This is a genomic window from Synechococcus sp. H55.8, assembly GCF_047462375.1.
Taxonomy (GTDB): Bacteria; Cyanobacteriota; Cyanobacteriia; order Thermostichales; family Thermostichaceae; genus Thermostichus.
This window is the reverse complement of the sequence record NZ_JANSJC010000015.1, coordinates 22,092-41,067: the sequence shown is the minus strand read 5'-3', so window position 1 is coordinate 41,067 and position 18,976 is coordinate 22,092. Positions and strand designations below refer to the sequence as shown.

The following is an 18,976-nucleotide window of genomic DNA, read 5'->3' as shown; positions in this document are numbered from 1 at the left end:
ACCCTAGCCGCGTAACCTGAGCATGGGCCACCTTGTTCTTCGCCATCTCAGCAAACGCTTCCACAAGCAAGGGATCCCTGCCCTGAGGGACTTGTCTTTGACAGTGGAGCCAGGGGAGATCTTCGCCCTGCTGGGCCCATCGGGCTGTGGTAAGTCCACCACTCTCAATCTCATCGCCGGCCTGCTGGAGCCGGATCCCTGGCCCCATCCGGGAGAAATTTGGCTGGACGGGATCCTGCTCAACCCTCGGCCACCAGAGCGGCGCGGCGTGACTTTGCTCTCCCAGCACAGCCGTCTGTTTCCCCACCTGAGCGTGGGGGAAAACGTGGCTTTTGGCCTGAAGATGCGGGGTGTTCCCCGGGCAGAGCGAGAGGCAGCGGCCTTGCGCATGTTGGAGCGGGTACAATTGGCCGGGTTTGCTCAGCGCCGGCCCAGTCAGCTTTCGGGCGGACAGGCGCAGCGGGTGGCCCTGGCGCGGGCCTTGGTGATCCGGCCCAAGCTGCTGCTGTTGGATGAGCCTTTATCGGCTTTGGATGCCAACCTGCGCCAAGAGATGCAGGCCTTGATCCGGGAGCTGCAGGCGGAAACGGGTGTGACGACGGTGCTGGTTACCCACGACCAAGTGGAAGCCACGGCCATGGCCCACCGCATTGGCCTGATGTTTGCGGGGCAGTTGCACCAGGTGGGATCCCCGGCGGAGTTTTATCAGCGGCCGCGCTCCGAGCGGGTTGCCCGCTTTTTTGGCGGGGTCAATTTTCTCGATGCTCAGGGGGAAGGTCACCAACTTCGCCTCAGCACCGGGATCCTCTTAAAAAGCGCTGTGCCCCTCCAAGGTCAGGTGCGGCTGACGGTGCGCCCGGAGCAGGTGCAGGTGTTTCCCCAGCCGCCGGGGTTGGCCGAGAATGTTTTCCCGGCCCAGGTGGTGGCGGAGCGCTTTGCGGGCCCTCAGCGCCGGCTGCAGCTCCGAACCGGCTGGGGCAACCTAGAGGCGTGGGTGAACCCCCACCAGATGTTTGCGCCCGGGCAGGCGGTGTGGATCCATTTGCCGCCAGAGGCTTTGTGGCCTGTGGAGGGGGAGCCCTCACCCCCGGCCCCTCTCCCAGCCCAAGCGCTCCGCGCCGCTCACGCGACCACCCCCGGCCCCTCTCCCAGCCCTCACCCCCGACCCCTCTCCCTTTGGGAGAGGGGGGTTAAGTTGAATCTGGAACCTAGACAGAGGTGAGGCCATGCAACCCAAAGGCGTTTTCTGGAAGCGGCGGCAGGTGTTGGCGGGCCTGGGATCCCTAGGGGCTTGGCTGGTTGGGCAAAGCTCTCCTCTGGCGCAAAACACCGGCGAGAACCCAGTGGAGTTGGGATCCCTGAGCTGGGCAGATATCCTGGAGCGGGCGCGGGGCAGCCAGGTGAATTGGGCCATGTGGAGCGGCAGCGAGGCCATCAACGGTTTTGTGGATGGCTGGGTCAAGCGGCAGTTGCAAGAGCGCCATGACATTCGTTTGAACCGGATCCCGCTCACGGATACCGTGGAAGCGGTCAACAAAGTGATTGGAGAGGTGCAGGCCGGGTTGCGCAGCGGCGGCAGCCTTGATCTGATTTGGATCAACGGCAACAATTTCCGCACCCTCAAGCAGGGGAACTTGCTCTACGGCCCCTTTGCCCAGAAACTGCCCAGCCTGCAGTTCTACAACCCTGCCGATATCGCAACGGATTTTGGCCTGCCCACCGAAGGCTATTCTGCCCCCTACACCGGCAACTATTTCCTGATGGCCTACAATGCCGAACGGGTGCCCAATCCGCCCCGGAGCTATGCCGAATTGTTGGCCTGGGCCGAGGCCAATCCAGGCCGGTTCGCCTACGTGGCCCCGCCGGATTTTCACGGTAGCCGCTTTCTGTTGAGCGCCTTCTACGGTGTGACAGGAGGCCATGCCCAATACAGCGGGCCGGAGTTCAATGCCGAGCTTTGGGCGCAACAATCCCCCGCTCTGGTGGACTACCTGAAAAAGCTGGATCCCTTGTTGTGGCGGCGAGGGCAAACCTATCCACCCACCTTTGCCCGCCTGGCGGAACTATTTGCCAACGGCGAGGTGTGGCTGATCCCCACCTTTATCGACCAGGTGATCTTGCGCAAGGGCAACGGCCAGTTTCCCCCCAGCACCACCCCCTATGGAATCCCCGGCACCAGCTTGATCGATCCCTCGTTCACGGCCATTCCCATCAACGCGGCCAACCCTTGGGGGGCAATGGTTTTGGCGGAGCTCTTGGCCAGCCCGGAAGGACAACTGGAAAAGTTCAAGCCGGATGTGTGGGGGGATCTGCCCCTGATCGATATCCGTCGTCTGTCTGCCGAGCTGCAGACCAACTTTGCCCAGCTAGAAGCTGCCGCCGGGATCCCCATTCGCGAGGCCATCGCCGGCGCTGTGCCCATCGTCCACCCCGAATACACGGTGCAACTGGAAGCCCTCTGGCAGCAACAGGTTTTGCCGGGATAGGTGGCCCCTCACCCCCAGCCCCTCTCCCTGGGGGACTCCCTCACCCCCAGCCCCTCTCCCTCAGGGAGAGGGGAGCTTTCGCTTCTCTGTTTCTGCAGGTGAGATGCTGTTCTGGCTTGGGGCAGCCAAACGCGAAAATGCGTCCATCCTTCCAAGCTGCTGACGGAGATCTGGCCCCCCATGTGCTCCACCAGTTGCTTGACCAGGGCCAGCCCCAGGCCGGTGCCGCCGTGCTTCCAGCGATCCGACTGCGGGATGCGGTAGAACTTCTCAAAGATGCGGGGCAGCTCCGATTCCGGGATCTCGCTGCTGTTGCTGCAGACAAAGAGGATCCCTTCTCCTTCCCAGGCCACCTGCAGGTGGATGGATCCCGCGGGGGCGGTGTATTTGACGGCGTTGTGCAGCAGCTCGCGCAAGATGCGGCCCAGGGCCGTGGGATCCGCCTCAAGGGGTGGGATCCCCTCTTCTAGGTGCAGTTGCAAACTTTGGTTTTTGGCCTGGGCCAGGGGCTGAACTGCCGCCACCAGATCCCGCAAATAGCGCGGCAGAAAGATCTCTTCGGGTTGGAGCAGATACTTCTCGGCTGCCAGCCGCTGCATGTCCAGCAGGTCGTTGATGAGATCAATTTGTCGGTTGCATTCCTTGAGGGCGATGGCGAAATAGTGCTGCTGCTTCTCGGGGTTATCGCGGGCTATTTGCAACATTTGTAGGGCCATGCGCACATTGGTCATGGGGGTGCGCAGCTCGTGGGAGACGGTGCTCAAGAAATCGTCCTTGAGCAGGTTGAGCCGCTCCAATTCCTTTACCTGGGCCTGGGCCGCCTCATACAGACGGGCCTGCCGCAGAGCCAGAGCAGACAGGTTGGCCACCTGATAGGCCAGTTGTCTCTCCGCTTCGGAAAACTCCTGCTGCCGCTCCAACAGCAGCAGCCCCAGCCGCTCTTGCTTGTCCCAAAGGGAGCAAGCCAAAAGCTGTACCCAGTGCCCCCCTCGCTCCTTTTGACAACAGCAGTGGACTTCCCAGGGCTGGTCAAGAAACGCATGGGAGTGCAGCAGGTGCCTCAGCTCGGGATCGTTGAGGTAGGCGGGATCCGCCTTCTCCGGAAACGAGCAAGCCGGGATCCAAGAGGATCCATCGGCGCCAGTCAAGAAAATATGACAGCCGGTTAGGTTGAGGGCCTCGGCCAGGCTCTTGACCACCTCTTCCAGGATCTCCCCCTCCTTGAGGCCGGCCACCATCTGGCCGCTGAGGGAGCGCAGCACCGCCTCAAAGCGCAAAGACTGCTGCAGCTTGGCGGTACGCAGCGCCACCTGGGCTTCCAGCTCCCGGTTGAGGGCTTCTAGCTGCTGTTGGATCCGCTTTTGCTCGGTGATCTCCCGCCCCACCGACAGGATCTCCACCAGTTGGCCCTGGCTGTCGAAAATGCCCTGATCCACCCAGCTCACCCAGCGGGATTGGCCATCTTCGCCGGGGTACTCCCGCTCGCTGCGGTGGTAAGGGTGCTCAGGCGTCAGAGCCGCAAGGGACTGCAGCACCGCCTCCCGTTCTTGCGGCGGCAGAGAGTCCACCCAACGGCTACCTATCGCTTCTTCTGCGGAACGGCCAAAAAAGCGCAGGTAGGCAGGGTTAGCATAGGTGATGCGGCTATCGGGCAAAGAGCGGCAGATCAGCTCCGTCTGCTGCTCCACCACAGCGCGGTACTGCTGCTGCTGTTGCCAGAGGCGATCCAGCAAAGCTTGTTGGTTGGTGGCCGCCTGCTGCCAAGCCTTGGCCAGGGTCTGCACTTCTTGGATAGGGCCGGGATCCACAGGGGGCCAGGCCAGGATCTCAGTGTGCACAAATTGCTCCGCTATTTGGGTAAGGCGGCGCAGCGGACGAGAGAGGGCTTCGCTGAGGAGGATCCCGGCGGCCAAAAAGCCCAGCAGCAGCCCACCCCCCAACAGGGCCGCCTGCCGAGCACTGGCATAGACAGGGGCTAAAAGGGCGCCCTCCGGGATCCCGTAGACGAAATAAAAGCCCGGCCCCCATTGATCCTGAATGGCCATCACCTGCACCCAGTAAGGGATCCCGTCCACCCTGAGGCGCAGCAAACCTTCAGAGGCCGCCGTTGCCCAGGATCCCACCTGCTCTTGCACAGCCAGCAGCAGCGGCTGGGGAGACAGCTCCTCCCTGCCGGCCACCACCTGGCCCTCTTCATCCAGCAACCAGCTCACCCCTGGATACGCCAAGCTGGCCTGCAGATCCTCCAGAAAAGCCTGCAGTTGCTGAGCCGAGAGAGCAGCCACCAAGCTGCCGTAAACCCGCCCCTCCGCCTCGGCCAAGGGCAGCGCTGTCAGGATCAGCCGCTCCGGCCTCTGATTGGGAAACTCGACAAAAAAGTTGCTCACCACCCAGGTACGGCGGGCCCCTTCCTGTTGCAGGATCCCGGGAAACCAAGACAGCCGCCGCAAATCCACAAAGCCCAACTGCCGCTTCAAGCCGGTGGGATCCCCGCTTTCCGGATCCCGCTGGCGGCCCTGGACGGATCCCGGCTTCAGGCCTGGCGTGTGGTAGATCCAGATCGACCCATCGGTGTGGCGGCGGGCGGTTACAAACCCCCCCTCCGCTGAGACAAAGCCGATGTAGCTCAGCTTGGGAAACTGCTGCAACTGGCGGGCAAAATAGGCCTCAAGCCTCTCCAGATCTTGCGGCTGAAGCGCGGCCAACTTGGGCAGTAGCTCCCACTGGACTGCCCCTTGATTGAGGGCATTGATCTGAAGGGGGGCTTGGAGATAGCGCCTGAGGTGCTCTTCAGTGCGATGGTTAACCTCACTCTTCAGGTGCTCGGCCAACTGCAGCGCCATCTGCCGCCCAGCCCGCCAGGAGAGATAGCCCACCCCGCCTGCCCCCCCAGCCACTGCCAACAGCAGCGGCAACAGCAGCGCCACCTGCAAAGGAACCGCTCGAGAAGTGAGGAAGGGCAGGCGCATTGGAGAAGAAGAGGAAAACAGCATGGGATCCCTAGGCTTGGGGCGGCTCCAGAGCTCGCTGCAAAGCGCCGAGGAGAATTTCGGCACCAATGGCCAACAGCGCCACCGGGATTGCTCCCACCAACAGGATAGCGTTGTCGTAGAGGGCAAACCCCAGCGTGATGAAGCTGCCCAGCCCGCCCGCCCCGATAAAGGCCGCCAACGTGGCGCTGGCAATGACCTCGATAGTAGCGGTTTTAACACCGGCCAAGATTACCGGCAACGCCAAGGGGATCTCCACATGGCGTAGCACCTGCGCCGGCGTCATGCCCATTCCCAAAGCAGCTTCGCGTAGAGCCGGATCGAGGCTGCGGAAGGCCACATCCGTGCTGATTAAAATGGGGGGCAAGGCCAAGATCGTCAGGGCAATCGCCGCCGACTGAAAGCCAAGGCCAAAGTAGGGAATGGCCAAAAACAAAATCGCCAAGCTGGGGATCACCCGCAAGCTGCCGAAGGCATTGATCACCACGAGGGAAACCACCTGCGAGCGGGAGCTGCCAAAACCCAAGGGCAGGCCCACCAGCAACGCGATCCCCAGCGGCACCGCCACCAGTTGTAGGTGCTGGAGGAAAGCTTGAACTAGCAGGTCGCTGTTGCTGTAGGCGTAACTTAAAGAGCTGGCCAAAAGACTCATCGAGGGTGGGTAGGTGGCAGCAAGCTCCAAGATAACTCCCCTCTCCCTCTGGGAGAGGGGCTGGGGGTGAGGGGATCCCCTTAGTCCTCTGGGGGCAGCTTGAGGATCTGCCGCTGGCGCATCCCCTGCCAGCGCTGGATAAGGTCGCTGTCGATGCCGAACTGATCCAGCGCCTTCACCACGACAAAATCCACCAAATCCAAGAGGGTGCGCGGCTGGTGGTACCAGGCCGGAATGGCCGGGACAATGCGCACCCCTGCTTCCGCCAGAGTGGTCAAGTTGCGCAGGTGGATCAGGCTAAAGGGGGTTTCCCGCGGCACAATGACCAGACGGCGACCTTCTTTAAGCTGCACGTCGGCCGCCCGCTCCAGCAGATCTGAGCTCAGGCCGGCAGCCAACTTAGCCACCGTCCCCATGCTGCACGGGATCACCAGCATCCCCTGGGTGCGATAAGAGCCACTGGCGATGGTTGCCCCCACCTCCTGCCAACGGTGGCAGACCAGGGATCCGCCCTCGCTTTCGGCCTGCTGCCGCCAAAATTGCGCCTGCTGCCGGGGATCCACCGGCAACAGCACCCCTTGCTCTCCCTGCCACACCTGATAGGCCGCCTTGGAGACCACCACTTCGACGCGGTAATCCAGGCTGAGCAGGACGTGCAAAGCCCGCACAGCATAAAGCATCCCAGAGGCGCCTGAGACGCCAAGGATGATGGGCAGAGAGGATGTCAAGGGCCGCCGCAGAACGTCTTCTGCTCAAGTCTAGCGAGGAGAGCTCTCCCTGATCTCACTCTTGGGGCTGGGCGATGTCGAACTCGGCATCGTAGTCGAAGTCCTCGTCTTCCTCAACCCAGTCTTCTCCCAGCCTGTCGTCTGTGGCCAACTTCTCTTCCTCCAAGCGGCCTTTGGTTGCGTACTCCTCGTCCTCTAGGCCCAGAGCGGCTCGCTCTGCCCGCCGCCGCAAGCGTTCCAAAGCCTCCGGCGTGATGAAGGGATAGGGCAGCCCCTGCGCTTGCGCCTCCTCTAGCGCCGCCCGGTAGCTCTCCACTTCTTTAATATCGATTTTCCAGCCGGTGAGACGGGCGGCCAGGCGCACATTCTGCCCCTCTTTGCCGATGGCCAGGCTGAGCTGGTCGCCGGTCACCAACACGTGGGCCTGTTGGATTTCCGGATCCACCAGCCGCACCTCCACCACCTTGGCCGGGCTGAGGGCGTTGGCGATGTAGGTGGCGGGATCCGGCGACCAGCGGATGACATCGATTTTCTCGTTGCGCAGCTCGGCTACCACCGCCTGAATGCGGGATCCCCTTGCGCCAATACAGGCCCCCACCGGATCCACGTCTCGCTCCACCGTATCGACGGCGATCTTGGTGCGCGGCCCCACGTTGCGGGAAGGGGGGTTGGCCTCCCGCGCCACCGCCACGATGCGCACAATATCCTCTTCGATCTCCGGCACCTCGTTGGCAAACAGGTTGACCACCAAGCCGGCATCGGCCCGGGAAACCAAAAGCTGCGGCCCCCGCCGGGATCCCTGGTAAACCTGTTTGAGGTAGACCTTCATCACCGTGTTGGGGGTGTAGCGATCGCTGGCCAACTGCTCCTTCTTAGGCAGCTCGGCCTCCACCTCTGGCTGGCCGAAACCGCTGGAAACAGCCATGATCACCTTCTGCCGCTCCATGCGCAGCACCCGTGCCTGCAGTACGGTTTTTTCCAGATCGCGGAACTCTTCCTGAATCAGACGGCGCTGCTGATCCCGTAACTTTTGCGCCAGCACCTGCTTGGTTTGGATGGCCGCCATGCGGCCAAATTCCGCCTGTTGTGGGGTAACGTCACTCATGACCTGCCAGCCCACTTCGGCTTCTGGATAGTCCTGCTGCACGTCGTACAGGGAGATCTCGTGATCCGGATCCTGCACCTGCTCCACGATGGCTTTGGTGGCCAAAACGCGAAAGCCCCCTGCTTCCACATCCAACTCCACATCGAAGTTGCGGAAGTGATCTTCTTCAAAAACGACATCTCGCTGGATGGTTTTGCGGTAGCGTTCGTAGCCTTTGAGCAGCGCCTCTCGCAGGGCATCGGTGACCACATGGCGGGGCAGGTTGCGCTCCCGCGAGATCATCTCCACCATTTCTGCCAAACCGGGCAGAGGCACCATCGACATAAACTGTTGTCCTCCTAATGCAACTTAAGCTGGGATGAAACTGCTATCACTGTTGCTCCGCAATCCTGACGGGAAATGCATCGTCGCATAGCAGGTAGCTCCGACGCGAAGACAGGGCAACACACTTCGCGGCCGAACGTCCTCTCTATCCCCATTCCTCTACTCGGTTTCTGCCTCTGAGAGGACAACGCGCTGGACTGAGGCGCGGGGCAACTGGACTCGTCGCCCTTTGAGGGAGAGGGCAACGTTCTCCTCATCCCGACCCAGTAGGTGTCCTGACCAGACGGTTTTGCCCTTGTAGGGCGGATCCACCGTCACCTGCACCGCAAATCCTTTGAAAACCACAAAGTCGCGGTCGCTGGTGAGCAGGTTGGTGATGCCGGGGCTGGAGACCTCCAGCACATAATGGCCGGGGATCAGATCCACCCGATCCAGCTCCACCTCCAAGGCCTGGCTCATGGTTTCGCAATCGGCATGGCTGGTTTCTTGATCCGGATCCAGCGGACGGATGTCCACCCGCAAGACCGGTGGATACTGATTGGTGTGAAAAACCATCTGCACCAATTGATACCCCAGTCGAGCGGCCACAGGACGGGCCAAGCTCTCCAACTGTGGAATAAGAGGGTGAACCATAACCAACTCGTCGCCAACCTATGTTGCTGTCAGATCCAAACCCACTTGGGCCGGTGCCGGCAACAGGGGCGCTCAGCCCCCCAAAAAGCAAAAAAGTGGGCGCTGCCCACTCCCCGTTGTCATTGCGGAGATTGCCTGGGAGCTGCCTGGAGCCGGTGCAGACTCTGGGCGTGCTTCCCTTCAATCTATTTTAAAAGATCTCGTCTGGTTTTGTCATGGGGATCCTGACTTGCGTTTTGCCCACGCGATCGGCACCAGATCCACAAAAGGCAACATCTATAATGTGGACAACTGCGGATTTGCTCGACTATTCAGCCGCGTTTTGTGGGGTTACCTATGACCGTTGCCTTTTCCTACCCGATCTTCGGCCCCAGCATTCAGTGTCCCCACTGTCGGCAAACGATTGCGGCCCTCACGCTGACCGATACTTACCTCTGCCCTCGCCACGGCGCCTTTGAGGCGGATGCTGAGCAAGAGGAGCTGGTACATCTGCAATCCGGACGGCGCTGGCGTTTTTGGGAAGGCCGCTGGTTTCGTCAGCACACCCACGCCGATGGGATCCGCTTCGAGATTCATGAAGAATTGGATCGGCTGCGCATGCAAGGGATGCGAGCCACACAGGTGATCGTGGCCGAGCGCTACCGCCCCTTGCTCACCCCCTACCTGGAGCAGGGATCCCATCGCCGTCCCGGCCCACCCCGCCTCTACGGCCTGCCGGTTAGCTTCAGCTCCCAGCTTCCTGAAGGAGCCGGTGGACCACCGCAGCGCTGGCGAGTGATCAACTTCGAGCTGATCTGCGAGCTGGATCCGGCCATGCGCCAGCCGCAATCCCGGCTGCAGTTCTGCGATTAGAAGGACAAACGGCCAGGGAGCTGTTGCGGTGAGCATCAAGCCCCCTCGGCTCTGAGATTTTTCTCCGGATCGGGGAGAGCTATGCCTTGATAGGTGTAGCCTCATAAACTACCCCACCGCATAGGCGGGTGAGGTTTTAGCGCTACGCGCCGCTGACGCGAATGGTAGGCCCTGCAGTTGGCAAGCCAACCACGAACCCCTAGGTCGGTTTACAGCGGCCCCCAAAAGCGCAATCACAAAGGACTCCGTCCCGCCAGCGCGAAACGCCGCAAAACGGCTGACCGCCCCCATGAAGGTGGGCCCCTCCACGATCACCACATCCCCCGGCTCCACAAAGACCTGGGGCAAGAGGCCGAGGATCTGCCCAGAGCGATGGCCGATCAGCAGGTTTTCCAGTTGGGCCTCCACCCCTCTAGCCGGCATCAACTGCAGCACCACCTCAATCAACCCGGCAAACGTGCCGCCATAATTGAGGGCATTGTCCCCATCCTCTGCCAACACCTCCGCCGTGGCCCGTGCCAAGTCGGTCTTGGGAAACAAACGCGAGTCCAAAGGCAGAACTGCTCACCACCGGCACCGCCCCTAGATCTCCGCGCCAAAAGGCGGGGGGATCAAAGCCTGCGCCCGTTGGGCAAACAGGGTCTGCAACAGAGGCTGAGCTGCTGCGTTCGCAAAAGCGTCGCGTAGCGATGATGAGGTCTGGGTCATAGCAAGCAAGACAAAAAGAAAAATGCAGACTAGCCTAGGCCAATGATTGCCACGATAACAAGAAAGAACTGCCCAGCAGCAGGGATCCCAAAACCCGCCGCCAGCCCCGGTAGGGGATCTCCGCCAAGACGCCGCCGGCGCTCAGGCACAGGAAGGGGAGCCCCACCAATCCCCAGCGAGCACTTTGCTGCAGGCTGTTCACTTGGGGATCCCAAAACCACGTCGCCAGCATCCCCATCCAGAGGACATGGCCCAGGCCGGCCAAGCTGAGCAAGGCTTGTTGCCGTTCCGCCCAGGGCCAGCCCAACCGCACCAAGCTCAACCCCAAGGGCAGCATCAAAGTCGCCAAAACGGCCAAGCCACCTTGGGAGCTGAGGCGATAGGCAACCCTTGCAGAAGGATCAGCCGGTAGATCGACCCGTCCCAGCCAAGAAAGGGCCATCACCAGCAGCAGCAAAAGCAGCCAAAGTGCCCCTCGCGAACGCAGCGGCTGCCGCGACCACTGCTGGCTCGTCCACAGCCCCGCCCAGAGCAAAGCCAAGGGCCAAATCTTATAGGACAGGGCACAAGCTAGGGCCAGACCCCACCGGCGCAAGGCAGATCCCGGCCCAACGCCGCAACTGCACAGCCACACCCAGGTGCTCAAAATCTCGCTGCCCGGCTCCAACCCTTGGGTCAGCACCCAGGGGCTGAGTCCCCACAGCCCGGCACTCCAGAAGTTGCCCCAGCTCCAGCACAACAGCAGGATGGCCAAACAAGCCATGACCGAGAAGATCCGCAACAGCTCTCCAGCCGGGATCCCCGTTCCCTGAGCCAGCCAGGGCACTAGGCCATCCGCAAACCAGTGGTAGAGGGGCAGTTCCGGCTGACCGGATGGCAAGGATCCCTCAGAGCCGCTCACGGGCACAACGCGCCACCACTGCAGCGGAGACGGTTGCCCCCAGGAGCGGAGCCGCTGTCCCAAGAGCAGGCCCATCCCGCCCCAAAGCAGCCAGTGGCCTATGCAACCAAAACCGACCAGACGTCGGCGGCGATGTTTGTCCGTGTTGGACGACCGCAGTCGGGAAAATGAGCCGCGGGGCAGCCGTTTGCCCTGGCGAGGTTTGGCGGGGGGAAACTTCATAGGTATGCCCTATTGTGTTCCTGAACGGAATGGTCATTCGACCAGCAGCAGAACATCCAATGCCTCTCCCTCTGGGAGGAGAAAGTGTCCTTGTGTGCCTTGCAAAACTCCCCGCCTACAGAGAAGGTCTAGTCAACTCTAGATCGCCCGTCAAGGGGCAACCCGACTGCTGCCAGCGACGGATGGCCTGAGCGGTGAGCCCCTCGGTTACATCGCGAATCGGGATCCCCGCTCCGGTTACCTGCAGACGCACCAACTGCCAGGGATCCCCAGACCTAGCCCGCAGCACATAGGCCTCGTAGGCCAGTTGCAGGGTTTCGCTGCGCCGACCGGCCAAGGGGTTGTCCTGGGGGTGTTGGGGCAAGACCAAGCGGCGCTCCAACGTGGTGAAATACAGTCGAAAAGCCTCTGCAGCTGTTGTGGTGTCCGAGAAAACCTGAGCCAGCTCCTGAGGAGGGAGCATTTCAACCTCCGGCTTCCCCACAAGCACAACCTGAAACTCAGAGCGGGAGCGGCTCAAGGCCAGATTGAGGAACAGAGGCAACTGCTCCGTTAGAGCCTCAGCCCAAACCTGAGGAGCAGCCAGACAGGCTTCTCCGCTGGCCGGGGCGGCAGGAAGGCTGCACAGGCCCAAAGCCACCGATAAACCCACTCCCAGCCAACACCCCCTGCCGTTCGCGTTGGCGGACTGGACAGGTGGCCTATGGCGTCGTTGCCTCACAGCACCACTTAGCCAACAGCGGGCGAATCCCTCAACCTTCTCACCCAGAAGCATCCCACAAGGCTTGGAAGCGCCGCAAGGCCGCCACCGGATCCGGAGCAGCAATGATGGGGCGACCCACCACCAGGTAGTCGGCTCCTGCCCGCAGAGCTTGGTCGGGCGTGCAGATGCGCTGTTGATCATCCCCACCATCCCCCACCCTGGCGTCGCTCAGACGGATCCCTGGAGTAACCAGCAGAACCTCCGGCCCCAAAGCCTGGCGCAGCCGCCCCACTTCCTGCGGGGAGCAGACCAGCCCCTTCACACCTTGATCCAGGGCCAGTCGGGCCAATTGTAAAACGTAGTCGCCAGGATCCCGTTCAATGCCCAGCTCCTGCCGCACCTGGTCGGGGCCGAGGCTGGTTAAGAGGGTCACTGCCAACAGCCGACAGGAACTGCCCTGGGCGGCGGCCACGGCTGCCCGCAACATAGCACTGCCACCGCAAGCATGGACGGTGAGCAGATCCACCCCATAGCCGACGGCCACCTCCGTAGCCCGTCCCACCGTGTGGGGAATGTCGTGCAGCTTCAAATCCAGAAAAATGCGCTTGCCCCTTTCCTTGAGAGCCTGGAGGATAGAGGAACCCGCAGCAGAGAACAACTCCAGGCCCACCTTCCACCACAGCACCTGCGGCAAAGCGTCCACCCACCCCACAGCCTGCTCCCAAGAAGAGGTATCCAGGGCAACAATCAGGCGGTCACCCTTCATCGCGACTCATTCCAGGGCTCACGTTCCGGGGCTCGTAGTGGGGGCAACCTTCACAGGGGCCGTGCGGATTGACGGCACAGCGCAACTCTGGAGAATGGGCATTGTAGCGACAGGTGGGATCCCCGATGGAGTCGGGCGGCGAAGCCACGTAGGTATAAACAACCAGGCCACCAAATCCTATCGGGCTGACGAAGAAACGGCTGCTGCTGAAAGATTCGCCCACAGAAGGGTTGAAGGTTTCCTCGCAAGGTTCTGGCTCCAGTTCCTCCTCCAGATTCCAGAGCGCTTCCCACTGCCGCAGGGTTTCTTGGAGAGGCACGGCCAGGTGTTCCGTCAGTTCTGTCAGGGCTGTTTCCAAAGCGGCGAGGCTTTCTTCCGCCGCTTGGGTGAAGGCTGCCACCCATTCCTCCAATAGCTTCTCAAAATCCATGCAGCAGCGACCTAGAGGCTCCTTCTTTACCTTACTGCCAACCTGGGCGATCTTTAACTTCCTCTTAACTTCCTCCCTGGCAGACGGCATCCACCAGAGCTTGGTTGACCAATGGAAACAGCTCCGCCAACTCTTCTGTAGATAGGTTGCCGGTACAGACATTGGCGCGAATATGCCATTCAGCCCACATCTGCGGCGAGGGAGCAGCGGGATCCCGGCCTTCCTCAGAACCTGAACCGCCCACAGGGGCCCGAGGGCGGCTGCGTCCCGACCCAAGGTTTAGTTGCAGCACGCTGTCACGGTTGATGCCGGTCAGAGAGGTTTGGGCTCTTGCCCCTTGGGTCGAAACGAGTGTGAGGGCCAAGACCATCCCAGACAATCCGCAAAGGGCGGCACTACGAAACATGGGATCCTCGCCGGTTAGTGAAAAAGCTATAGGGCTCTGTCTTGAGCGCAATTATAGCCACTGTTGTTCCTGTTCTTCTGGGCAGAGCCGACTGGAGCATGCTGACAGCCGCAGGCCAATGCCCGACCACTGCACGCAATGACGGCCCTGCTCATCCTTCAGGGATCCATCGCGGCGGTAGGAAAAGAAATCTTGGGGTTGGCTGAGGGTGCAATGGGGGCTGACGGCAATCTGTTCAGAGGGGATCCCTTGGGCTTGGGCTTGGGCACAATTGACCCAGCGCAGATCCAAACGAACTTTGCCGGGCAGAGGATCCGGCAACAGGGCGGCGCGGGTGTCCAGCCCCAGAGGCAGGCTTTTCAGCACCTGCTCGGCCACTTCTTCTGACACCTGATAGACCGACCCCGAAATAGAAGGCCCGATGGCAACGCGAATCGCGGCAGCAGGGATCCCCGCCCGGAGAAACTCCCGCAGCACCTTGGACAAAATCCCCCCAGCAGTTCCTCTCCAGCCGGCATGAACGGCCGCCACCCATCCTCGACTGGCCAGCAAAATCGGCACACAGTCAGCGGTGCATACCCAGGCAGAATCCCCTTGGCGGCGGGCAATGACTGCATCCGCCTGAGAACGGGTAGAGATCCCTTGACCGGGTCTTTTTTGCCTGAGGGTTTCCGTGCCCTCATCTGCCCAAATCCAGTTGCAGCCGTGCACCTGATGGCCCCACGTGGCCCGTTCAGGGGGCAGTTGCAGCCGGGCGGCCAACTGGGACGGGAGGTGAGGATGGCCTTGGCGAGAGCCAAAAGCGTGAGGCCACTCTGCCAAAAGCTGACACTCCAGCCAGCGCCATCTCCCTGCCTGCCGCCAAACCCACACGGCAGAGCCAATCATTGGCGGGAGCCATGAGACTTTCGTCGTGGGTGGAGATGGCCCAACCGCTCTTCCAGGCACATTTTCAGCTCGGCAGGGTTAAACAGCATCGGCAAAAAATGAATGCTCTGGGTTTCTCGGAAAAAGAACAAAACCGGCAGCGGCGGCCAGAAAATTTGCCAATCCTGCCACTCGCTATAGGGGAACTCGCGGATGCGTTTGGGGCCGCTGTAGACCTGCAGCGCCGTCCTGGTAAAGGCCAGCCCAATCAAAGAGGTCTGCACCATCAAAAACAGGCCAAACAGGCCCACCCCCAGCCCCGCCCAAAAAGAAAGCCAAAACAACGGCACTGCCAAGGCCAGCACCGACAGGCTGAGGCGAAAATCTGGGGTCAACAGGTGGGCAGAATTGGGTCTTGTCATGCCCCGCTTCTCCTGGATTAAGGATCCCAGCCCCATTCTAGGCTGCCTCGGCAACCCTTCGGATCAGAACTGGCAAGACAACTCTTATGCACCCCTCACGCACAAACAGGCCCGCGGGAAAACCGGCATAATACGGATATAGGCAGGGGTGTTGCTAACTTAACTTATACTTTGATACAACTTACAACTTGTCGGGCCATGCCTCCAGAGCCTCTCCTTCCGATGCCAGAGGAACCAACCACGCGGATCCCCCCCTACGAGCGCGGCTCCCAGGCCGAGCCGACTGCGGCCTTTCTGACGGTGATCAGCGGTGCCAATGTGGGCATGACCTTTCCTATGGCAAGTGGGGGAGTTTTGGGGCGCAGCCACCAAGCAGATATTCAGCTATCCGACCACGCCGTCTCCCGGCAGCACTGTCGGCTGGAGAGAGAAGGCGAGGGGTATGTTCTCACCGATCTAGAGAGCCTCAACGGTACCTACGTCAACGGCAAACGCATCAGCCGCATTCTTCTGAAAGATGGAGATCGCATTCAAGTGGGGGCCACCACCCTCAAGTTTGCCCACTACGACGCGGCAGAAGCAGCGTTCTTTTCGCAAATGGCCACTGCCGCCCTCTACGACCCGCTGACCGGCTTGCACAACCGCCGTTTTTTCCTGGAGCAACTGGAGCTGGAGATCCCTTTTGCGCTTCGCCATCACATTCCCCTCCACGTGCTCTATCTGGACTTGGATGGGTTCAAGCAAATCAACGATCGCTGGGGGCACTGGGTTGGGGATCAAACCTTGATCCGGGTGGCACGACAATTGCAGGCCCAAGTTCGTCGCGAGGATCTGCTGGCCCGGCTGGGGGGCGATGAATTTGCCCTCTTGGTACGCGGGATCCCGAACCCCCAAATCTTGGGGTTAAAAGAGCGCTTGCGGCAGGCCGTCCAGTTGCTGTCGGTGCAGGTAGGGGCGGAGACCACCCACCTGAGCTGCAGCGTAGGCATCGCCTCTCTGCTGGAGCTGGGAGAACGAGCCGACCCGCAAAGTCTGCTGGCTGCTGCCGACAAGGCTCTCTACCGAGCTAAGGCCGAGGGTGGCAACCGAGAGCTTTTCCGGTAGCTCAAGGCCAGCCGTTGCAGTTAAGTTTACGACCCCTCTACCAGGCTGGCGTAGGCTTCAGCGCTCATGGTGTCTTCGAGATCTTCGGGGTTGGCGATGCGCACCTTGATCAGCCAGCCATCGCCATAGGGATCGTCGGCAATGCTCTCCGGGCTATCCACCACTGCCGTATTGACGGCCACCACTTCTCCCGACAGGGGGGCATAGAGATCTTCGACCGCCTTGACCGACTCGACCGAGCCAAAGCTCTCGCCTTTTTCAATCTCGGTGCCTTCTTCGGGCAGGCCGACGAAAACAATGTCCCCAAGCTGATCGACGGCATAAGCCGTGATCCCGATCACCGCAATATCATCCTCGACATGGATGTACTCGTGGGTGTCCACGTAGCGCAGGTGGGATGGATACTCCAGGGCCATGCCGGTTCTCCCGTAGAATTCAGTGGATTATTCTAGGGTGAACCCTTGGAGATGGTAAAGGGCGGATCCCCAGCCCGGCCATTCCCCCGCTGGCTAGAGAAACTCCATCAGCAGTCGATTCACGGTTTGCGGCGCCTCTTGCTGTGCCCAGTGGCCGCATTCGGGGATGTACTCCTTGCGCAGGCCGTTGGGGAAAAAGGGATCCATCCCCTCGGTCAGCTCGCGGCTGAGGGCAAAGTCTTCTTCGCCCCAGATGAGCAGGGTGGGGGCGAGGATCTGCCGCATGGGCTGCAAAAACAGGTTCTGCAAGGTGGGCAGGTTAAAAAGCTGGCGGTAGTAGTTGAGGGCAGAGGTGAGCACCTTGGGTTTGGCGAGGGCCTCTTGGTAGAGCTGCAGATCGTGGCGGGTGAAGGCGCTTTTGCGCACCGAGGTTTCTTGGAAAATGCGCCGCACCCAATCTCCCAAATCCCACTGCAGCACCCACTCTGGCAGCCAAGGCAACTGAAAAAAGAACAGATACCAGCTGCGCCGCAGTTGATCCAAGTTGCTCAAGAACTCCCGCCGAAAGCAGGCTGGGTGGGGAGAATTGAGAACGGCCAGCTTGCGGATCTCGTGCGGGAAAAATTGCGCCCAGTGCCAGGCAATGGCTCCCCCCCAGTCGTGGGCCACGACCACCGCCTTCTGGGCCCCAAAGTGATGCAACAGGCCGCGGACATCCTCGGTGAGGGTATCCAGGTCGTAGCCGTGATCCGGTTTGTCGGAGTCGTTGTAGCCGCGCAGGTCAGGGGCCACCACGCGAAATCGCTGCGCCAACACCGGGATCTGGTGGCGCCAGGAGTACCAAAACTCCGGGAAACCGTGTAACAAGATCGCCAGCTCCCCTTCCCCCTGGGTGACATAGTGCAGTTGAATGCCATTGGTCAGGGCATAGCCGTGCCGCCAACTCCCCATCTTGGCAGCCACCTCAGCAGGAAGGCGTTGGATCCCTGCTTCTGTCATCTCCTTTGTTCTCGATTCTGAACCCATGATTTGGTATCCACTCATACTAACCTTTGCCCTTGCTCTTCCTCCCAACGGTGAAGACTTTTTTAGAGGGGTTAGCCAGAGGCACCCTAGGAGAGAGGCTACGGCTGGAGAGGTGCGATGAAGACAGAAGTCCAACGCCCGACCTCTCCCCAGAGCATCGCCATTCTGGGGGCGGGAGCCTGGGGAAGCACACTGGCTCTGCTGGCCCAAGCCCAAGGGCACCGGGTGCAGGTTTGGGATCGGCGCAAGGGTCTGGATCTCGAAGAAGTGCTACCGGGATCCCAAATGCTCATCTCGGCAGTCTCCATGGCGGGGGTGCGCCCTGTGGTGGAAGCGGTGCGCCAGGTGGGGATCCCTCCCCAAGCGATTGTGGTCTCGGCCACCAAAGGGCTGGATCCGCTGCAGCTTCTGACCCCTGCCCAAATTTGGGGGGCCACTTTCCCAGAGCAGCCCCTGGTGGTGCTTTCAGGGCCCAACCTTGCGGCGGAAATCCGTCAGGGCTTGCCGGCAGCGGCAGTGGTGGCCAGCCGGGAACCCTGGGCAGCTATGCAGGTACAACAGGCCCTGGCTTCGGAACGGTTTCGCCTCTACACCAGCAGCGATCCCTTGGGGGTGGAGCTGGGGGGCACCTTGAAAAATGTTATCGCCATCGCTGTTGGAGTGTGTGACGGCTTGCAACTGGGGGCCAATGCCCGTGCGGCTCTGGTCACCCGCGGCCTGGCAGAGATGATCCGGGTGGGATCCAAGCTGGGGGCGCGACCTGAGACCTTCAACGGCCTGTCGGGGCTGGGAGATCTGCTGGCCACCTGCCACAGCCCTCTGAGCCGCAACTACCGGGTGGGCTACGGATTGGGCCAGGGTAGTCCTTTGTCCCAGGTTTTGGCCGCCATCGAGGGCACCGCCGAAGGGGTTTACACCGCCCCTGTTGTGGTCAAGATCGCCGCCCAACACGGGATCCCGGTGCCCATTACCCAAGAGGTTCACCGGTTGCTGCAGGGGCAGACCACTCCCACTGCCGCCCTGGCCAGGCTGATGGAGCGACAACTGACCTCGGAATAGGCCCCTCACCCCCTGCCCCTCTCCCAGAGGTGCCCAAGCGCTCCGCGCCGCTCACGCGACCACCCCCTGCCCCTCTCCCAGCCCTCACCCCCTGCCCCTCTCCCAGAGGGAGAGGGGAGTTAGGGATAGACGGAGAGAAACGTTTCATTGCTATTTGATAATGACCATAAGCGCAA

General features: G+C 61.3%; 19 protein-coding genes and 1 pseudogene. 5 read left to right on the top strand and 15 right to left on the bottom strand.

All coding sequences use genetic code 11. From position 1 onward, the window contains the following. Positions 1-22 precede the first annotated feature (22 nt). The gene (locus NW862_RS07950; RefSeq protein WP_414427082.1) at positions 23-1,222 is read left to right on the top strand and encodes an ABC transporter ATP-binding protein; all 1,200 of its coding nucleotides are present in this window, start codon (positions 23-25) and stop codon (positions 1,220-1,222) included. Between the two features lie 4 nt (positions 1,223-1,226). After that, positions 1,227-2,486, top strand: a complete 1,260-nt coding sequence (locus NW862_RS07945) for an ABC transporter substrate-binding protein (RefSeq protein ID WP_414335982.1) — start codon at positions 1,227-1,229, stop codon at positions 2,484-2,486. A gap of 8 nt (positions 2,487-2,494) precedes the next feature. On the opposite strand, the gene NW862_RS07940 is transcribed toward NW862_RS07945, so the two are convergent. The 5 genes from NW862_RS07940 to rimP form a co-directional block, all read right to left on the bottom strand. Then, a complete protein-coding gene (locus tag NW862_RS07940) occupies positions 2,495-5,479 on the bottom strand; it encodes an ATP-binding protein (RefSeq protein WP_414427081.1) in 2,985 nt (994 codons plus the stop codon). A gap of 7 nt (positions 5,480-5,486) precedes the next feature. Continuing rightward, on the bottom strand, positions 5,487-6,158 hold the full coding sequence (locus NW862_RS07935; protein WP_414367895.1) for an ABC transporter permease: 672 nt from the start codon (positions 6,156-6,158) through the stop codon (positions 5,487-5,489). Positions 6,159-6,208: 50 nt separating this feature from the next. Then, positions 6,209-6,856 carry a flavin prenyltransferase UbiX gene (locus NW862_RS07930; RefSeq protein ID WP_414335627.1) on the bottom strand — a complete coding sequence of 216 codons (648 nt, stop codon included), beginning with the start codon at positions 6,854-6,856 and terminating at the stop codon, positions 6,209-6,211. 55 nt (positions 6,857-6,911) lie between these two features. Beyond that, positions 6,912-8,285 carry a transcription termination factor NusA gene (nusA, locus tag NW862_RS07925; protein WP_414335625.1) on the bottom strand — a complete coding sequence of 458 codons (1,374 nt, stop codon included), beginning with the start codon at positions 8,283-8,285 and terminating at the stop codon, positions 6,912-6,914. 159 nt (positions 8,286-8,444) lie between these two features. Then, the gene (gene rimP, locus NW862_RS07920) at positions 8,445-8,918 is read right to left on the bottom strand and encodes a ribosome maturation factor RimP (RefSeq protein WP_414335623.1); all 474 of its coding nucleotides are present in this window, start codon (positions 8,916-8,918) and stop codon (positions 8,445-8,447) included. Between the two features lie 336 nt (positions 8,919-9,254). On the opposite strand from rimP, the gene NW862_RS07915 reads away from it, so the two are divergent. Continuing rightward, a complete protein-coding gene (locus NW862_RS07915; RefSeq protein WP_414335622.1) occupies positions 9,255-9,770 on the top strand; it encodes a TIGR02652 family protein in 516 nt (171 codons plus the stop codon). Between the two features lie 108 nt (positions 9,771-9,878). On the opposite strand, the pseudogene NW862_RS07910 reads toward NW862_RS07915, so the two are convergent. The 8 genes and pseudogenes from NW862_RS07910 to NW862_RS07875 all read right to left on the bottom strand — a co-directional run. Beyond that, positions 9,879-10,007: pseudogene (locus NW862_RS07910) on the bottom strand (RNA-guided endonuclease TnpB family protein); the annotation flags it as partial. A 505-nt stretch (positions 10,008-10,512) separates the two neighbouring features. Continuing rightward, complete coding sequence (locus NW862_RS07905; RefSeq protein WP_414335620.1) at positions 10,513-11,454, bottom strand: hypothetical protein; 942 nt, start codon at positions 11,452-11,454, stop codon at positions 10,513-10,515. A 262-nt stretch (positions 11,455-11,716) separates the two neighbouring features. Further along, entirely contained in the window at positions 11,717-12,241 is a 525-nt protein-coding gene (locus NW862_RS07900; protein ID WP_414335619.1) for a hypothetical protein, read from the bottom strand. A gap of 121 nt (positions 12,242-12,362) precedes the next feature. Next, complete coding sequence (pyrF, locus tag NW862_RS07895; RefSeq protein ID WP_414335617.1) at positions 12,363-13,070, bottom strand: orotidine-5'-phosphate decarboxylase; 708 nt, start codon at positions 13,068-13,070, stop codon at positions 12,363-12,365. Then, a complete protein-coding gene (locus NW862_RS07890) occupies positions 13,060-13,500 on the bottom strand; it encodes a DUF6464 family protein (protein ID WP_414335615.1) in 441 nt (146 codons plus the stop codon). Before NW862_RS07890 ends, pyrF begins: the two co-directional genes overlap by 11 nt. A gap of 64 nt (positions 13,501-13,564) precedes the next feature. Then, positions 13,565-13,864 carry a hypothetical protein gene (locus NW862_RS07885; protein WP_414335614.1) on the bottom strand — a complete coding sequence of 100 codons (300 nt, stop codon included), beginning with the start codon at positions 13,862-13,864 and terminating at the stop codon, positions 13,565-13,567. Between the two features lie 93 nt (positions 13,865-13,957). Continuing rightward, positions 13,958-14,794, bottom strand: a complete 837-nt coding sequence (pgeF, locus tag NW862_RS07880) for a peptidoglycan editing factor PgeF (protein ID WP_414335612.1) — start codon at positions 14,792-14,794, stop codon at positions 13,958-13,960. Further along, entirely contained in the window at positions 14,791-15,195 is a 405-nt protein-coding gene (locus NW862_RS07875; protein ID WP_414335610.1) for a DUF3119 family protein, read from the bottom strand. The genes pgeF and NW862_RS07875 overlap by 4 nt, the downstream gene beginning before the upstream one ends. A 222-nt stretch (positions 15,196-15,417) precedes the next feature. On the opposite strand from NW862_RS07875, the gene NW862_RS07870 reads away from it, so the two are divergent. Next, complete coding sequence (locus tag NW862_RS07870) at positions 15,418-16,299, top strand: diguanylate cyclase domain-containing protein (protein ID WP_414367891.1); 882 nt, start codon at positions 15,418-15,420, stop codon at positions 16,297-16,299. A 26-nt stretch (positions 16,300-16,325) separates the two neighbouring features. Here NW862_RS07870 and gcvH read toward each other — a convergent pair whose 3' ends face one another. Continuing rightward, on the bottom strand, positions 16,326-16,715 hold the full coding sequence (gcvH, locus tag NW862_RS07865) for a glycine cleavage system protein GcvH (protein ID WP_414336960.1): 390 nt from the start codon (positions 16,713-16,715) through the stop codon (positions 16,326-16,328). Positions 16,716-16,808: 93 nt separating this feature from the next. After that, positions 16,809-17,741: an alpha/beta fold hydrolase gene (locus NW862_RS07860; RefSeq protein ID WP_414341544.1), complete on the bottom strand. Its 933-nt coding sequence runs from the start codon at positions 17,739-17,741 to the stop codon at positions 16,809-16,811. A 117-nt stretch (positions 17,742-17,858) separates the two neighbouring features. On the opposite strand from NW862_RS07860, the gene NW862_RS07855 reads away from it, so the two are divergent. Beyond that, a complete protein-coding gene (locus NW862_RS07855) occupies positions 17,859-18,800 on the top strand; it encodes an NAD(P)H-dependent glycerol-3-phosphate dehydrogenase (RefSeq protein WP_414334160.1) in 942 nt (313 codons plus the stop codon). Positions 18,801-18,976: the final 176 nt, after the last annotated feature.

Coding starts and splice junctions, on each gene's coding strand:
- NW862_RS07950 (WP_414427082.1), top strand. CDS start 23: ATGGGCCACCTTGTTCTTCGCCATCTCAGCAAACGCTTCCACAAGCAA.
- NW862_RS07945 (WP_414335982.1), top strand. CDS start 1,227: ATGCAACCCAAAGGCGTTTTCTGGAAGCGGCGGCAGGTGTTGGCGGGC.
- NW862_RS07940 (WP_414427081.1), bottom strand. CDS start 5,479: ATGCTGTTTTCCTCTTCTTCTCCAATGCGCCTGCCCTTCCTCACTTCT.
- nusA (WP_414335625.1), bottom strand. CDS start 8,285: ATGTCGATGGTGCCTCTGCCCGGTTTGGCAGAAATGGTGGAGATGATC.
- rimP (WP_414335623.1), bottom strand. CDS start 8,918: ATGGTTCACCCTCTTATTCCACAGTTGGAGAGCTTGGCCCGTCCTGTG.
- NW862_RS07915 (WP_414335622.1), top strand. CDS start 9,255: ATGACCGTTGCCTTTTCCTACCCGATCTTCGGCCCCAGCATTCAGTGT.
- NW862_RS07905 (WP_414335620.1), bottom strand. CDS start 11,454: ATGGGCCTGCTCTTGGGACAGCGGCTCCGCTCCTGGGGGCAACCGTCT.
- pyrF (WP_414335617.1), bottom strand. CDS start 13,070: ATGAAGGGTGACCGCCTGATTGTTGCCCTGGATACCTCTTCTTGGGAG.
- NW862_RS07890 (WP_414335615.1), bottom strand. CDS start 13,500: ATGGATTTTGAGAAGCTATTGGAGGAATGGGTGGCAGCCTTCACCCAA.
- pgeF (WP_414335612.1), bottom strand. CDS start 14,794: ATGATTGGCTCTGCCGTGTGGGTTTGGCGGCAGGCAGGGAGATGGCGC.
- NW862_RS07875 (WP_414335610.1), bottom strand. CDS start 15,195: ATGACAAGACCCAATTCTGCCCACCTGTTGACCCCAGATTTTCGCCTC.
- NW862_RS07870 (WP_414367891.1), top strand. CDS start 15,418: ATGCCAGAGGAACCAACCACGCGGATCCCCCCCTACGAGCGCGGCTCC.
- gcvH (WP_414336960.1), bottom strand. CDS start 16,715: ATGGCCCTGGAGTATCCATCCCACCTGCGCTACGTGGACACCCACGAG.
- NW862_RS07860 (WP_414341544.1), bottom strand. CDS start 17,741: ATGGGTTCAGAATCGAGAACAAAGGAGATGACAGAAGCAGGGATCCAA.
- NW862_RS07855 (WP_414334160.1), top strand. CDS start 17,859: ATGAAGACAGAAGTCCAACGCCCGACCTCTCCCCAGAGCATCGCCATT.